This window comes from Chryseobacterium sp. Leaf394, assembly GCF_001424105.1.
GTDB lineage: Bacteria > Bacteroidota > Bacteroidia > Flavobacteriales > Weeksellaceae > Chryseobacterium.
In genome coordinates, this window is record NZ_LMQH01000011.1 from 1685639 (window position 1) to 1702637 (window position 16999).

Genomic DNA, 16999 nt, shown 5'->3' on the forward strand with positions numbered 1-16999 from the left:
AATCTGTTGTTCTTTTTGTCTGGCAAAATTAGAATCTATCGGTTCAATCACATCCATGAGGTAAGAATAGTAGGAGGTAATTTTTTGGGCATTGTCCTCTATTTCATTTCTTGCCTTGTCTTTGCCCATTGCCTGAGCTTTTTTCACGAAAGCATTGAATTTTTTATCAATAGGCTCCATAGATTTCACAAGATAATCGTAAGCTTTCTGGTTCTGACCCAGTTTTCTGTAAGCATCGGTTACCGCAGTTACCACTAATGAATACTCAGCTGGTTTTGATCTCATCTGTCTGCCGATATTTCTCTGCTCAGCCGGATCTAAAGTCAGATAAAAATCATATTCTTCAAAAATTCCTTTCTTCAGATTTTCTGCGATTTCCAAAGCTTTTTTCTCCTGTCCTGCCATGATGTATCCGTTCACCATTGAGCTCAGAGATCTTGGATCACTGTATTTTGATGCAGGAATTTCTTTAGACGCCAAATCAAGGATTTCCAGAGCTCTTTTCTTATCACCTTTTAAAGCTAAAGCTGCTGCTGCTCTGCTTGCTGCACCTCTGTAGCCGATGATATTTGAAGTAGCAGTCTCATCAAAATGTACATTCAGATCTTTGAAGTTACCCCATCTGAAATTTTTCACAATGTTATAAAGAGAATTTCCGTCTACTCTTCCCATCTCACCGTCACTGCTTCTTGGTGTACGGATCGGAACCAATCTGTAGCTGAAACCGTCAAACTGCAGATACTCGTCCAAATAGAAAATATTTTCGCTGTCGTAAATTCCACCTGATGAGAAATTGAGTGATCTCTTCCAGTCGAAATTGGCAAGAATATCAAACATAATCAGGTTGCTTTTGTACAGAGTATTCGCTTTGTAATCCACTGTTATATGATCCACCACATTTGGTAAATCTGCTGCTGTAATTGTTCCTGATTTTAAAGCATTCGCTTTGTTTACAGGGATTACAAACTTATTTACCGGAAGGAAATTGTATTTTTCATACTTTTCTCCACCAAATATCTCCTTTAAAACTTCATCTTTCTCAGGAGATTGAATTTTAATGAACTCTATAGCCTCTTTTACCGTCATTGAATCTTTTTCAAGATATCCCTGGAAAGTTCTGATAACACCTTCTGCAGTTCCTTTTGCCTGAAGGGTTTCAAAAATATTTTTCCAGTCGCCAGGTTTCATCATGTAAATCTGATCATTCACGCCGTCACGGTAATCGTCATGTTTCAGCTGTCCCGGCACCGGCATTGCGTTGTAGGTTCTTCTTTTAACCTGATCAATATTCCAAGGAGTTGCAAGTAAAGTGAAATTAACCACTTTTACATCGTCTCTGAACCTTTCCGTTTCCTGCATTGCCCAAACCGGATACGTATCATTATCTCCATAAACAAATAAAATATCGTCTTTCGGTAAAGATTTCAACATGGAGTAAGAGTAATCGTAAGCTGTATAACGGCCGCTTCTGTCATGAACATTATAGTTCTGGAAGCCCATCATCAAAGGGATTCCAAGTAACACCACACCAAAACCAATATTGGCTAAATTAGATCTCACTTTAGACTGCAGATACCATAGAATTCCTCCGGCACCCAAACCTATCCAGATGGCAAAGGCGTAGAAGGAGCCCACAGTTGCATAATCTCTTTCTCGTGGCTCGTAAGGCTTCATTCCTGTATAGAAAACGATTCCGATACTTGTTAAAATGAATAAAGATAATAAAGCGTAGAATCTTCCGAAATCTCTGTTAAGCTGGAAATAACATCCCAAAACACCCAAAAGCATCGGTAGGAAAAAGAATGCAACTGTACTTTCGTTTCTGAATTTTGACGGCATTGCATTCTGATCTCCATACAAAGCATTATCAATAAAAGGAATTCCTGAAATCCAGTTTCCACGTGTAATTTCCTGGTTTCCTTCAAGGTCATTCTGTCTTCCTGCAAAGTTCCAGAAAAGGTATCTCACAAAGTAATATCCGTTTTGGAACGTGATAAAATAATGCATGTTATCAACAAATGAAGGCCTCTGAACTTTAATTAAATTATAAGGTCTAACCTTTAAATAATCTGAAACAGAAATATCTTTTTCATCATATTTGGTTTTGAGTTCGTTGAAAATCTGCTGCGCTTCCGGACTGTCTGCTACATCAGGATTATCAAAATTAAATTCGAAAGACGGCGCGCCATACATAGCCATGTAATTAGCCATTACCGCTTTATCTTCATTAAACATTCTCGGCATAAGGCTCACATGATCCTTATTGAAAACGTAATTAAATCTGTCACCAGTTTTTCTGTAGGTTCCGGTTTTTTCATCTTTTTCGTAGATCTCTCCGGTTTTATCGGTTTTAAAACTTCCATCCTCATTTTTTTCAATACCGTTGGCATCTAAAAATGCAGTATAGTTCTGTCCGTAAATCGTTGGCCAGTCACCGTACTGTTCTCTGTTGTAATAATCAAGCATACCGATGGCAGTATCCGGATCATTAAGGTTCATTGGTGGGTTGGCGTTAGCTCTGATTGGAATAACCATCCAGCATGAGAAACCGATAACCATAAATACGGAGGAAAGAGCTACCGTCTGATAAATTTTCTTTTTTGCTTTTCTTGCATATTTAATGATGAAATAAGAAACAGCAACCATCACGATAAATCCGGCAATCGTTCCTGAGTGGAAAGGCAGTCCTACTCCGTTTACCATAAAAATTTCCAGTCTTCCGAACATTGTCATGATCAGTGGGAAGATCAGTTTAAATACAATGATTAAAATTAAAAGCGTCACCCCATTGGCTACGATGAAATTCTTCCATGTAAATTCATAGTTTCTTGCGTAATAAACAAGACAAACTGCAGGAATTGCAAGCATACACATCATGTGAACACCTACAGAAAGACCTACAATGAAAAATATCAGTACAATCCAACGGTCAGCATCCGGAGCGAGATATTCGTTTTCCCATTTTGTAATCAGCCAAACAAGCAATGCAATAAACATCGATGCCATGGAATATACCTCGCCTTCTACTGCAGAAAACCAGAAAGTATCTGAAAATGTGAAACACAATGACCCGATTACCCCTGCGAACAGAATGGCAATTTCCTGATGTCTGTTGATTTCTTCAAATTCTTTATTCAGAAGTCTTCTTACGAAGTGCGTAATCGTCCAGAACAGAAAAAGAATTGTGAAAGCACTGAAAAGAGCAGACATTCCGTTGATCACAATTGAATAATTTTCGCCTTTGCCGAAAGCAAAAATACCAGCCACAGCACCCACGATTTGGAAAAGCGCGGCGCCCGGAGCGTGGGTCACTTCAAGTTTTACGGCAGAAGAAATGTACTCACCACAATCCCAAAAACTAAAGTTGGGTTCTATGGTTGAGAGGTACGTGATAAAGGCAATGGCGAATATCACCCATCCGAGAACGGTATTCCATCGCCTGAAAGTCCAGTTTTTCATAGTATTAAATCAATCATGCGAAAATAAGATTTTTAGATGATTTTATACTGATTTTAACAAAATTTAAAAAAAATGGCGTAAATTTTGGCTGCGAAATCAGAAAACTGCAAAACTCAAGTGAAGATTTTTTAACATCATTGCTGTAGTTTCAAACAAAAGTTTAGAGATTATTTATTTTTTTGTATTTTTGCGGTCAGATTTTTATTGAAAAAATTAATAAAATAATGAGTAATGTTTACGATAATATTCTTGGCCTTATAGGAAACACTCCTATGGTGAAGCTTAACACTGTCACAAAAGACATCCCAGCAACCGTATATGCCAAGTTAGAATCATGTAATCCCGGACATTCAACCAAAGATAGAATTGCTCTTCATATTATAGAAAACGCAGAAAAAAAAGGTTTATTGAACAGTGAATCTGTAGTAGTGGAAACCACTTCCGGAAATACCGGATTTTCTATTGCTATGGTGTGTATTATAAAAGGATACAAATGTATTCTTGCAGTAAGTGACAAAACGAAGGCTGAGAAAATCGCCTACCTAAAGTCTTTGGGAGCACAGGTTTACATTTGCCCGGCAAACGTTCCGGCAAATGATCCGAGATCATACTACGAAGTTGCAAAGAGAATCGCAGCCGAAACGCCAAATTCTGTTTACATCAATCAATATTTCAACGAACTTAACGTTGATGCCCACTACCAGACTACAGGTCCTGAAATCTGGGAGCAGACTCAGGGAAAAATCACCCATCTTTTTGCATGCACAGGAACGGGTGGAACTTTATCCGGATCAGCTAAGTTTTTAAAAGAAAAAAATCCAAACATCAAAATCATTGGTGTAGATGCTGACGGATCTATTCTGAAAAGCTTCCACGAAACCGGAGAAATCCATAAAGAAGATGTGCATCCTTATCAGATCGAAGGAATGGGAAAAAATTTAATTCCTTCTGCCCTTCTATTCGATAAAATTGATGAGTTTGTTAGGGTAAACGACGAAATGTCTGCCTACAGGACCAGAGAAATTGCTTTAAAAGAAGCTATAATGGGAGGTTACACAACAGGAGCTGTTACTCAGGGGCTTATCCAATACGCCAACTCTCATCAGTTTGCAGAAAATGATCTTGTAGTTTTAATTTATCCTGACCACGGCTCGCGTTACATCACAAAAGTTTACAGCGACAAATGGATGGAAGAACAGGGATTCATCAACAACTGTTTTCATAATTATGATGAAGTTTTCAAAACAGAAATCATAAAATAAGAAATAAAATAAAAGCCTTTTGAAAAAAAACAAAAGGCTTTTTTCATTCTATATAATTTAACTAAATTTGTTCGTTAAAATTTACAATTAAACCCTTTACAAAAAAATGGTAGATATATTTGAAAGAATAAAGCAAAATCCGGGGCCATTGGGTCAGTTTGCCGATTACGCAGAAGGATATTTTGTTTTCCCGAAACTGGAAGGACCTATTGGCCCGAGAATGAGATTTCAAGGTAAAGAAGTAATTTTCTGGAGCGCCAACGATTATTTGGGATTGTGTAATCATCCTGAAGTTTTGGAAGCGGATGCAAAAGCAGCGGCAGAATACGGAATGTTTTATCCGATGGGAGCAAGAGCAATGTCAGGAGAAACCCAGCAGCACCAGCAACTGGAGAAGGAATTGGCAGAGTTTACACAAAAGGAAGCTTCTTATCTTTTGAATTTTGGATATCAGGGAATGGTTTCGTGTATCGATGCGTTGGTTACAAGACACGACGTCATCGTTTATGATGCCGATTCTCACGCATGTATTGTTGACGGAGTACGTCTTCACATGGGAAAAAGTTTTACTTTCAAACACAATGATATTGAAAGTTTAGAAAAAAACCTCGCAAGAGCGACAAAAGTAGCTGAAGAAAACGGCGGCGGAATTTTGGTAATCACCGAGGGTGTTTTCGGAATGAGAGGAATGCAGGGTAAACTGAAAGAAATCTGTGATTTAAAATCTAAATTCAATTTCAGACTTTTGGTGGATGATGCACACGGTTTCGGAACTTTGGGTAAAACCGGAGCGGGAGCTGGTGAAGAGCAGGGATGTCAGGATCAGATCGATGTTTACTTCTCTACTTTTGCAAAGTCAATGGCTGGTTTCGGAGCATTTTTATCCGGAGATCATAAAATTATTCAGTTTTTAAAGTATAATCTCCGTTCTCAGATTTTTGCTAAATCTTTAACAATGCCAATGGTAATCGGAGGTTTAAAAAGACTTGAGCTTTTAAGAACGCGTCCGGAAATCAAAGATAAATTGTGGGAAAATGTAACCAAGCTTCAAGACGGTCTTAAAGAAAGAGGTTTCAACCTTGGAAATACCAACACCTGCGTAACTCCTGTTTTCATTCAGGGAACAACAATTGAGGCGACACTTTTAGCAAAAGACTTGAGAGAAAACTATGGTGTGTTCACTTCAGTTGTGGTATATCCGGTAATTCCAAAAGGAATGATTCTGTTGAGATTAATTCCTACTGCGTCACATACAGATTCGGAAATCAATGAAACTTTAGCTGCTTTTGAAGGCATCAAAGAAAAACTGGAAACCGGTGTATATGCCGAAATGGAAAAAGAAATGAACATCGAGTACAAGCAGTTGTAATTCAGAATTCTTTCAGTATAATTCAGACCAGCGGAATATTTCCGCTGGTTTTTCTTTATCTGAGCTGTACATTTTTTTAGATAAGATATTTAAAATCAGATCATTTTCTATTCCTGAATCCTAAAATAAAACTCAATTTGAATATAATTTTCACGGTTAAAATTAATCAGTTCAACCTAAAATTTAGATTTCTCAAAAATTCGCCAAAAGCGGTACATCCTCTAAAATAATTAAATATTTAATAACAATCTGTTAAATTATTACAATTTCATAATATGATTTAGACTTTTTGACTTTAAAATTTAAACAATTTACAAATCCTAATTTTTAACAATTTTTAACTAATTAAAGTCACAGGACGTCGATTGGGCGTTATATTCTGTTAAAAATTAGGCTGTTAGTATGTGTAGGGGTAAATTTGCAACCATGATTTCAAAACATACAATTATGAAACACAGTTTTAGGTACTTAAGAATTGTAATTTTGAGTTTGGTATTCAGCTTCGTTTCGTCACAGGTAAATGCACAGACACAAAGCTATATACAAAAAAACAAAACTCTCGCAGAAAAATTATCATCAAAGTACGGCATACCAAGTTCTGTAATACTTGCAATAGCATTTGTAGAAACAGGAGGCGGAACAAGCAGAAATTCCAAAGCATTAAATAATCACTTCGGGATTGTAGGCAAAAACAACATCGGTTCTAAATACAAACAATTTGAATCCAAAGAAGAAAGTTACGAAGCATTTTGCAAACTGGTCGTAAAAAAGAAATACTACACCGCCCTGAAAGGCACAGAAGATTTCGGAAAATGGGTAAAAGCAATGGCCGGTGCAGGCTACTCTACCCAGCCAGGAGAATGGATGAGAAGAATTAATTCTATCATTCACAAATACCAGCTCAAGGACTAAATTCTCAGAATTCAGAACAGAAAAAGAAAAAAGTAAAGCTTCAAAAATAATTTGAAGCTTTTTTTTATTTCATATTGTGTGGAATACTGAAACTGATTAAATTAGCATTCTAAATTTCCCCTAAAATTTTATGTTTGAAAATAAGAATTGGCGGGTGGTATCTCTGATTACCATTTGTTTCGGTATATACTTTATTCTCTCGGTATTGAGTTTTGCTTTTGGTTTCAGCTGGGAACCATTCGAAAAAGTAAATCTGATTACCGATGTTTTTAAAAAAAATGACAGAGAAAGTACAGAGGCAGGGAAATTGGCAAAATCAGATCCTAAAAAACAAAATTTAGCTACAGATTTTGAGCTGTATAAAAAACCGGATCTTATCACGCGTTTTTACAAAGATCAGAATGTAAATGTACTTCCCCATTTTTCGGAAAAACTCCATCAGATCAAATCCACAGGAAAAGGGAAACTCAGAGTTGCTTATTTCGGCGACAGCATGATCGAGGGCGATTTACTTACACAGACCTTGCGTCAGCTTCTTCAGAAAGAATTTGGCGGCTACGGTGTAGGTTTTCTTCCCATTCAGACCAATGTGGGAAGTTTCAGGAAAACCGCATCTATCAAAGGATCCGGGTGGAAGACCACTAACTTTATGGATAAAGGTGCAAAAAACATGTACATTTCAGGGTTCAGCTTCAGCGGAATGGGAAATTCTGTACTGACGGATAAATCGGTTTCATCTACCCAGACTTTGCAAAAATATCTACTCTACGGAAACGCAGGTGGGGGAAGTATCAATTTCAACGGCAGCAATGTCAGGCTGAATGGAAATTCTCTCGTTAATTCTCAATTGCTTTCCTCAGATACTTTAGCAACTGTTAATTTCAAAAGTAATTCTGCGTCAATGCCGGTCTACGGGATGAGTTTTGAATCTGAAAACGGAATTATTCTCGATAATTTTTCTTTCAGAGGAATTACAGGAATTGAATTTAAAAAAATTGATGAAGACTTTTTAAAAGCTGTTCAGAATTCCAGTCAATATGATCTGATTGTTATGCAATATGGTGTAAACCTTCTCTGGAAGCCTGATACAGAAGATTTTTCATTCTACACCAAAAATATGAAACCTGTACTGGAAAAATTTAATAAAGCTTTTCCGAAAACAGACATTCTTCTTGTAAGCAGCGCCGACAGAGCCTTTATGTACAACGGAACTTACGAAACCGCAACCGGCCTCCCAAATGTTCTTGAAACTCAGGCACAACTGGCTTTTGATTATAATCTGGCATTTTTCAATCTGTTTGAAACGATGGGCGGGAAAAATTCAATCGTCGGCTGGGCATTGCAGAATCCACCTTTGGCGAATAAAGATTACATCCATCCCAATGCAAAAGGAACGGATGTTCTGGCTCAGAAAATATATCAGGCGCTTATCAAAGATTACAAAAAATACAAACCAACTACCCCAACAGCAAAATGAAACAGTTAGAAAATCTTTTTTCTTCATTTGACTGGAATGCTTTTCTGAACCAGTTTCTGTATGATCCGAAAAATCCTTTGCTATTCAACAATGGTTTTTTTGTATATTTTTTCACGCTCTTCATATTGCTTTTTTTCCTGCTGAAAAATCATCACACGGCAAGAAGATATGTTTTCACATTTTTCTCCCTTTACTTTTTTTATAAAGCGAGCGGATGGTTTGTAGGATTGGTGGTCGTTTCGGCACTGATTAATTTTGCGTTGTCAAATCTTATTTACAGATCAAAAGTTAAATCGGGAAAGACCTCGCTTTTGGTTTTAAGTATTGTCATCAACCTGGCGATTTTGTTTTATTACAAGTACACCAATTTTTTCATTACAATTTCCAATGAAATTTTTACGACAGAACTTCATCCTTTGCATATTATCTTGCCAATCGGGATTTCGTTTTTCACGTTTGAAAATTTAAGCTACACCATCGACGTTTACCGTGGCGATTTTGAACCGGCGAAAAAGTTCACAGATTATTTACTTTTCCTGTCGTTTTTCCCAAAACTGATGATGGGTCCGATTGTGAGAGCGCATGATTTTGTTCCGCAGATCAACAAACCTTATGTCATTTCTGAACGGGATTTCGCAATGGGTTTTTATCTGATTGTCTCCGGACTGATCAAAAAACTCGTTATATCAGATTATATCACACTTAATTTAGTTAATTACATCTTTGATACGCCCTCACTGCACACGGGACTCGAAAATTTGTTTGCAGTTTATGGCTATGCAATGGTAATTTATTGTGATTTCAGCGGATACAGTGATATTGCAATTGGAATTGCGCTGTGGTTAGGTTTTAAAATTCCTGCCAACTTTTTCTCACCTTATCAAAGTAAAAATATCACAGAATTCTGGAGAAGATGGCACATTTCACTGTCTTCGTGGCTGAAAGATTACCTTTACATTCCGCTTGGCGGAAACAGAAAATTCTCTGTTGCTTCGATTATTTTTGTTACTTTATTTTTAGTCGGCGCATTTTTAATGTCGGTGAATTTATTTAAATTAAATTATGTATTCGCCTCTCTCGTTGCAATAGTTTTACTTTTAATATTTCTGATTCCTGCTATTATCACAAAAAATACAAATGGAATTGCCGCGAATTTCAACCTTCTGACAACGATGCTTTTAGGCGGTTTCTGGCACGGTGCAAGCTGGAATTTCATTATTTGGGGAGCCATTCACGGTATCGGACTTGGACTTCATAAAATCTGGATGCTTCTCACCGGGAAAGCTTTGTCAGGAATTAATAATTCTGTGGTTTACAGAGTTATCATGGGAATTTTTACTTTTCACTTTGTCTGTTTTGGGTGGATATTTTTCAGAGCAGAAAACTATGATGCTGCCATCACCATGATCAATCAGATCCTTTATAATTTTGATGCCGAAGTATTCTTACCGTTCTACGACAATTATAAAAAAGTGATCTGGATGATTGTTTTTGCGATGATGATCCATTTAATTCCGGATGATTGGGCAGAAAAAGGAGTTGCTAAACTAAAAACAGTTCCACTCACGGCATATATCATTGTATTTTTTGGATTTCTGATTCTCTACGGATATTTTAAATCTGCGGAACAGGTTTTACCGATTTACCTTCAGTTTTAAAAAATAAAAACCTGCAGATTAATTTTCTGCAGGTTTTTTTATCACTTTCCAAATAGCTTCAGCTTGTTTTTCATAGCCCGGTTTCAGGTAATGAACGCCATCGCCACTTGCCTCTTTCCGTGCCTGAGCTTTCTTGAAAGAACCTTTTCCACCCGTTGCTTCAAAGAGATTAAAGAAAGCAACGTTGTTTTGTCCCGCACTTTCCCTAATCCAGCTGATCACTTCAATCGTTCTTCCTTCCCTTGGTGAATTATCCGGCGGACCAATCAATAAAACAGGCAGATTTGGATTTTCATTTCTGAATTTAGAAATTACGTCAGTTACATTTTTTTGAAATTCTTCTTTTTCAACTTTTCCGAAAGCTTCGTTTGTTCCCAAAGCAATAATCAGAATATCTGACTTCATTTTTGAAAGTTGCTGAAGCTGAAGCGGATACTTCAAAAAATCGCTGTATGTTGCGCCATTCACTCCAACAGTATTAAAAACGACACCTTTATTCACATTTTTAAGAAACTGAAAACCATAAAAAGTGTTTCCCTGGGGATTATTTGTCTTTAACAGAAATATATTTTGAGGTTTTTTAAAATCAACTTCGGTTTTTGAAGTACTGAATCTATATTCACCAATCAACTCTGTATTTTGCTCAAAATCAGGATTATAATTTAAAAAATTCATTTCAACTTTATAGACAGAACCTTCTTTAGGATTTAAAATCTTATCCCCATTCATTGCGCGGAGTTTCGTGGTCGTTGTGTTGTATTTTGAGACAATTTCATGAAAAGTCTGATTTGCCGAAGCTGTATGATTCAGTCTTTCAGTTTTCTTCTGAACAAAATCTTTCAGCGGCTGTCGTTCATTATACAGTGAAAAACTTCCTCCATTCATTTGAGCATCATTGAAAATCACAACCTTTTCGAAACTGTCTTCAGGATTTTTGAAAGAAATTTCCAAAAAAGATTCTTCTTGATTTCCAATCACAAAACCTGCAGCACCGATTTCCGGAAAAAGTTTCTGTTCATGTACCAACCTGAAGGTTTCCCAGGCACGATTGCTTACCGAAGAAAAATCTTCTGCACCGTTTGTGTTGGCAACCTGATATGGAAAAACCAACCCGCGACCTGCATTTCCGTACTGATCCTGAAATTTTTTCCGAAGATAACCGGTCAGATGATCCGCCTGAATGTGAGAATCTCCAATAAAAAGAATTTGCGTAACCTGATTTTTGGTTAACTTTTCAAAGAAAGGTTTTAAAACCAATTCATTTTCAATAGTTTGTGCTTCTGCATTGAAAGAAAATGCGATAAAAGCTACTGATAAAATCGTAAGAGAAAATTTCATGATGTGAATTTAGAAATTTTTATCTGAAATTTATTCTATCCAAATGGAATATGTTGGTTTCATTTTAAACCGTAAATTTGCAAAAAATTTTTGTTGAAAGATCTTCTGCTCATTACTCCGCCTTTTACGCAACTCAATACGCCCTATCCTGCTACAGCTTATATCAAAGGTTTTTTGAATACAAAAAATATTTCAAGCTTCCAGATCGATTTGGGAATTGAGGTAATTCTGCAGTTGTTTTCGCGAAAAGGTCTTCACAAAATTTTTTCAGAAAATATCAATCTTCATTTAATTTCAGAAAATTCCCAACGGATTTTCAGTTTAAAAGCTGAATACATCAAAACGGTCGATCAGGTGATTTCTTTTCTCCAGGGGAAAAATCCTACGCTGGCAAGACAGATCTGTTCGATGAATTTTTTGCCCGAAGCTTCCAGATTTAATCAGCTGGATGACATGGAGTTTGCTTTCGGAAACATGGGTTTGCAGGATAAAGCCAAACATCTGTCTACATTATACTTAGAAGATTTATCTGATTTCATAGTTGAAGCTGTGGATTCTGATTTTGGTTTTAGCAGATATGCTGAAAGATTGGGTAAATCGGCCAATTCGTTTGATGAGCTATATCTGAAAATTACAGGAAATAAAACATTTATTGATGAAATAACTTTAGAAATTCTTGACGAAAAACTAAAAATTGTTCAGCCGAAACTTGTATGTTTTTCAGTTCCTTTTCCCGGAAATTTATACTCTGCTTTTCGGTGTTCAAAGTTGATCAAAGAAAAATATCCTGACATAAAAACTGCCATGGGCGGCGGTTTTCCGAATACGGAGTTGAGAGAAATAAAAGACAAACGAGTTTTTGAATTTTTCGATTTCATAACTTTAGATGACGGAGAAGTTCCTTTGGAATTGCTGTGCGAAAATTTAGATAAAGCAGAAAATTTAGAATTTAAAAGAACTTTTTTACTTGAAAATGAAGAGGTTGTCTATAAAAATAATTCTAAACGACACGATTACAAACAGGCAGATATCGGAACGCCGGATTATACTGATTTACAGTTAGATCAATATATTTCGGTAATTGAAATTGCGAATCCCATGCACAGTTTATGGAGTGACGGACGGTGGAACAAACTTACGATGGCGCATGGTTGCTACTGGGGCAAATGTACATTCTGCGATATTTCTTTAGATTACATTAAAATTTACGAACCGATTTCAGCCAAAATTCTGGTTGACAGAATGGAAGAACTGATTGCTCAAACCGGCGAAACAGGATTTCATTTTGTGGATGAAGCCGCTCCGCCAGCATTGATGCGGGAAGTTGCCCTTGAAATTCTGAGAAGAAACCTTGTCGTGACATGGTGGACCAATATTCGATTTGAAAAAAGTTTTACAAGAGATTTATGTTTTCTGCTGAAACTTTCTGGTTGTGTTGCTGTTTCCGGTGGACTGGAAGTGGCAAGTGACCGCTTGTTAAAATTGATCGACAAAGGAATTTCTGTAGAACAGGTTGCCAAAGTAACAAGAAATTTCACAGAAGCCGGAATTATGATTCATGCTTATCTGATGTACGGCTACCCGACTCAGACAATTCAGGAGACAATTGATTCTCTGGAAATGGTTCGCCAGCTTTTTGAAATGGGAATTTTACAGAGTGGATTCTGGCACCAGTTTGCAATGACTGCCCACTCGCCAGTCGGTTTAAATCCTGAAGAGTTTGGTGTGACGCCATTAAAACAGGAAATTGTATTTGCCAACAACGATATTGATTTTACAGACAGAACCGGAATCGATCACGGAAAATTCAGTTTTGGTCTGAAAAAATCACTCTTCAATTATATGCACGGAATTAATTTTGAAATTCCTCTTCAGGATTGGTTTGATTTTAAAATTCCCAGGACAACAGTTCATCCGGATTATATTCATGATTGTTTGCTGAAGGAAGAAGATTTTAAATTTAAACCCAATTCAAAAATACTGTTTTTAGCTAAAAATGTAATCGCTGAGAATCGTTTAAAAAAGAAAAAACAAACTGAATATCCGTATACGAAAATTACAGTCCATCTAAAAACAAATGTTGTTAGCATCGATCTGGAGCCTGATCACGCAGAATGGCTGATGAAAATGATGAAGGAAAATTATGTAGATCAGTCACAAAAGATTACACTTCAGCAACTTAAATCTCAATTCGAACAAAATTTTGAAGACTTTGAATTATTTTGGTTTTCAAAACCGATGCAGCAGTTGAAAGAAAATGGTGTGATACTGAGTCTTTAAAATTTAAGATTCAAGATTTGAGATTTGAGATTTGAGATTTGAGACTTGAGATTTAAAGATATTAAATGTATTTTCACTTCGGATCGACAGGATTAAATTATAAAAAAATTCTAAGATTACTAAGAATAATATAAAGAAAAAATTCTGAAAAAATATTTTCAGAATTTTATTTTTTACAGAAGTTTAGCTATTTTATACAAAAAGATAAACGACTACTATTTTTTTCAGAACGATAAAGAATTTATTTTTTATCTTTTTCAATTCCATCTCTCACAACTTCACCTACAGTTACTTTCTCTTGAATTTTTATAAAGTTAGGATCCATGATTGCCATTCTCTCGGCAATGGCTTTGTACGTCGGGAATTTCAGAATGGAAGCTCTGCCAGACATTTCCCTGTAGAGAGTGAATGTTTTGCCACCTGCACTTTTGAGTTGTTTTGTTGTGGTAATATATCTTCCGATGTACTTACTTTTAGCATCATAAATTTCAATATCTACAAATGTTTTATCTGAAATAGTGTCTTCAGAACCAAAACTTACGGGCAGATTTGTAAAATAACCTACTGGTTTTCCGTTGCTTAAAATTTCACCAACATTGTTTACCGTAATATTTAATCTGTCAACTTTCGATTTTATGGTGTAGGCATCTTTGGTCCGGTTATCAAATTTTCGTTTAGGAGAATTTGTGAAGATGGCATCCAGATTTTTAATGTTGATTCCTCTGTTGTCTATGACTTTAAGTTCTTTGATGCAGGTAAAAACTGCAGATTTTTCCTCTCCCGAAAATGCTGATGGAGAAACATAATCCATCTCCAGCGTTTTATCCTGATTGTAAATACGGTTGAGTTTGATGTAGCTGTCGCGCACAGAATCTGTTACGCTTTTGTCGACAAATTCTATGGTGTACATGGGTGTTTCTTTCAGATCCATAAAAGTGTAAATTCCACTTTTGTAATTCACTTTGGCAACGTGAACACCATCAATCGTTACAATTCCTCTTTTGGTTTTGATAATCTGGCCATTAAAAATACTGCTGCAAACGGAAAATAAGATGACGAAAAATATTCTCATGAAGACAGTTTATGATTTGGTTGAATAAAAAAAAGTGTAACAAAGTTACACTTTCCTTGAAAATATATTTAGCTTTTCAATTTAATTATTCGCAAAGAATGATTCCTTTGTTATGATTAAACTCTACAACACCGCTTTTGATCGGGAAAGAAAAAATAGAATCTTTATCATTTTCTTTGGTAAGGTTTTTAGCAAAAGCTTCATCCACAGACTGTGTAAAAAGTTTCACCTTACCACCAACGAGTGAAGAAACGATTCCTGCGTGATTTTTCATAATATGAAATTCACCGTTTTTCCCAGGAAGCAAAACTGAGCTTACTTCTCCTTCAAAAACTACGTGTTCCGGTGTTAAAATTTTTATGATCATATAAACAAATTTGAAATTTGATGTTTGAAATTTGAAATTACCAGGAATCTCAAATTTCAAATCTCAAATTGTTATTATTTTAAGCGTTATCCGCCAACATTTTTTCTCCGGCTTCAATTGCCTCCTCGATAGTTCCTTTCAAGTTGAAAGCAGCTTCCGGTAAGTGATCCAATTCACCATCCATAATCATGTTGAATCCTTTGATGGTATCTTTAATATCTACCAAAGATCCTGGGATACCTGTAAACTGTTCAGCTACGTGGAAAGGCTGAGATAAGAATCTCTGAACTTTTCTTGCACGGTAAACTACTGATTTATCTTCTTCAGAAAGTTCTTCCATACCAAGAATTGCGATAATATCCTGAAGAGCTTTGTATCTCTGAAGAATTTCTTTTACTCTCTGAGCACAGTCATAATGCTCTGCACCAATGATTTCCGGAGCGAGGATTCTTGAAGTAGAAGCCAATGGATCTACCGCTGGGTAAATACCTAATGAAGCAATTTTTCTGTCCAATACTGTTGTTGCATCTAAGTGAGCAAACGTTGTAGCAGGAGCAGGGTCAGTTAAGTCATCCGCAGGTACGTAAACCGCCTGTACTGAAGTAATTGAACCGTTTTTAGTTGAAGTAATTCTTTCCTGCATCGCACCCATTTCAGATGCCAAAGTCGGTTGGTAACCTACCGCAGAAGGCATACGGCCTAAAAGTGCAGATACCTCAGAACCAGCCTGCGTAAAACGGAAGATGTTATCAACAAAGAAAAGTACGTCTCTACCCTGTCCTGTTTCACCACCGTCTCTGTAGTACTCAGCTAATGTAAGACCAGAAAGTGCTACTCTGGCTCTTGCTCCTGGCGGCTCATTCATCTGTCCGAATACGAAAGCAGCTTTAGATTCTTTCATAACTTCAAGGTCAACTTTAGAAAGATCCCAACCGCCGTTTTCCATAGAATGCATGAAGTCATCACCGTATTTAATAATACCTGATTCAAGCATTTCTCTCAAAAGGTCATTTCCTTCTCTCGTTCTTTCACCTACACCGGCAAAAACAGAAAGACCACCGTGTCCTTTTGCAATATTGTTAATCAACTCCTGAATCAATACAGTTTTACCAACACCTGCACCACCGAACAATCCGATTTTACCTCCTTTTGCGTAAGGCTCAACCAAGTCGATTACTTTAATACCTGTGAATAAAACTTCTGCAGAAGTTGAAAGCTGATCAAATTTCGGAGCTGGTCTGTGAATAGGAAGACCACCTTCTTTAGAAATATTCTGAAGCCCATCGATAGCGTCACCTACAACGTTGAAAAGTCTTCCGTTTACCGCATCACCGATTGGCATAGTAATAGGATTTCCGTATCCAATTACTTCCTGACCTCTTTTAAGACCATCGGTAGCATCCATAGCGATACATCTTACTGTATCTTCGCCAATGTGCTGCTCAACTTCCAATACTACTTTTTCACCGTTTTCTTTTGTAATTTCTAATGCATCATAAATGCTTGGTACTACTTCTACGTTTGAAAACACAACGTCGATTACCGGACCAATGATTTGAGAAATTTTACCTACTATTTGGTTTGCCATTGCTAAATTTTTTCTTGGTGCAAATATAACGATTCTTCATAAACACGCAATTGCTAAAAAAAAGATTTTTATCATACTTTTTTACTAATTTACCAATCTAACAATGGATCAGTTTACCAATAATTTTTCCCGAAAATATTTGAATTTACTGCATTAATATATTGTTACACTATTACATTGGTACATTGTTACATTATCTTTATATTTGCAGTCAAAT

At 36.5% G+C, this 16999-nt stretch carries 11 protein-coding genes; 6 read left to right on the forward strand and 5 right to left on the reverse strand.

All coding sequences use genetic code 11. The features are described 5' to 3' along the window. Positions 1-3459: DUF2723 domain-containing protein (locus tag ASG21_RS12325; RefSeq protein ID WP_056080410.1), on the reverse strand; the 3459-nt coding region annotated here is incomplete at its 3' end. A 224-nt stretch (positions 3460-3683) separates the two neighbouring features. Here ASG21_RS12325 and ASG21_RS12330 point away from each other — a divergent pair. From ASG21_RS12330 to ASG21_RS12350, 5 genes are all read left to right on the forward strand, one after another. Next, positions 3684-4721, forward strand: a complete 1038-nt coding sequence (locus ASG21_RS12330) for a cysteine synthase family protein (protein ID WP_056080413.1) — start codon at positions 3684-3686, stop codon at positions 4719-4721. Positions 4722-4827: 106 nt separating this feature from the next. Continuing rightward, positions 4828-6090, forward strand: a complete 1263-nt coding sequence (locus ASG21_RS12335) for a pyridoxal phosphate-dependent aminotransferase family protein (RefSeq protein ID WP_056080416.1) — start codon at positions 4828-4830, stop codon at positions 6088-6090. A gap of 447 nt (positions 6091-6537) precedes the next feature. Further along, the gene (locus tag ASG21_RS12340; protein WP_056082378.1) at positions 6538-7002 is read left to right on the forward strand and encodes a glucosaminidase domain-containing protein; all 465 of its coding nucleotides are present in this window, start codon (positions 6538-6540) and stop codon (positions 7000-7002) included. Positions 7003-7132: 130 nt separating this feature from the next. Further along, on the forward strand, positions 7133-8479 hold the full coding sequence (locus ASG21_RS12345) for a hypothetical protein (protein WP_056080417.1): 1347 nt from the start codon (positions 7133-7135) through the stop codon (positions 8477-8479). Further along, a complete protein-coding gene (locus ASG21_RS12350) occupies positions 8476-10137 on the forward strand; it encodes an MBOAT family O-acyltransferase (protein ID WP_056080421.1) in 1662 nt (553 codons plus the stop codon). Before ASG21_RS12345 ends, ASG21_RS12350 begins: the two co-directional genes overlap by 4 nt. Before the next feature lie 18 nt (positions 10138-10155). Here the strand turns inward: ASG21_RS12350 and ASG21_RS12355 are convergent, their stop codons facing one another. After that, positions 10156-11475, reverse strand: coding sequence for a GDSL-type esterase/lipase family protein (locus ASG21_RS12355; RefSeq protein WP_056080423.1), 1320 nt, complete (start codon positions 11473-11475; stop codon positions 10156-10158). A gap of 93 nt (positions 11476-11568) precedes the next feature. Here ASG21_RS12355 and ASG21_RS12360 point away from each other — a divergent pair, with 93 nt between their 5' ends. Then, positions 11569-13755: a radical SAM protein gene (locus ASG21_RS12360; protein WP_056080426.1), complete on the forward strand. Its 2187-nt coding sequence runs from the start codon at positions 11569-11571 to the stop codon at positions 13753-13755. 241 nt (positions 13756-13996) lie between these two features. Here the strand turns inward: ASG21_RS12360 and ASG21_RS12365 are convergent, their stop codons facing one another. The 3 genes from ASG21_RS12365 to atpD all read right to left on the reverse strand — a co-directional run bounded on the left by ASG21_RS12365 (position 13997) and on the right by atpD (position 16782). Continuing rightward, entirely contained in the window at positions 13997-14827 is an 831-nt protein-coding gene (locus tag ASG21_RS12365; RefSeq protein ID WP_056080429.1) for a hypothetical protein, read from the reverse strand. An 85-nt stretch (positions 14828-14912) separates the two neighbouring features. After that, positions 14913-15194 (reverse strand): F0F1 ATP synthase subunit epsilon, encoded by a 282-nt coding sequence (locus ASG21_RS12370; RefSeq protein WP_056082381.1) that lies wholly within the window; start codon positions 15192-15194, stop codon positions 14913-14915. A gap of 79 nt (positions 15195-15273) precedes the next feature. Then, positions 15274-16782 carry a F0F1 ATP synthase subunit beta gene (gene atpD, locus ASG21_RS12375; protein ID WP_056080432.1) on the reverse strand — a complete coding sequence of 503 codons (1509 nt, stop codon included), beginning with the start codon at positions 16780-16782 and terminating at the stop codon, positions 15274-15276. Positions 16783-16999 lie beyond the last annotated feature (217 nt).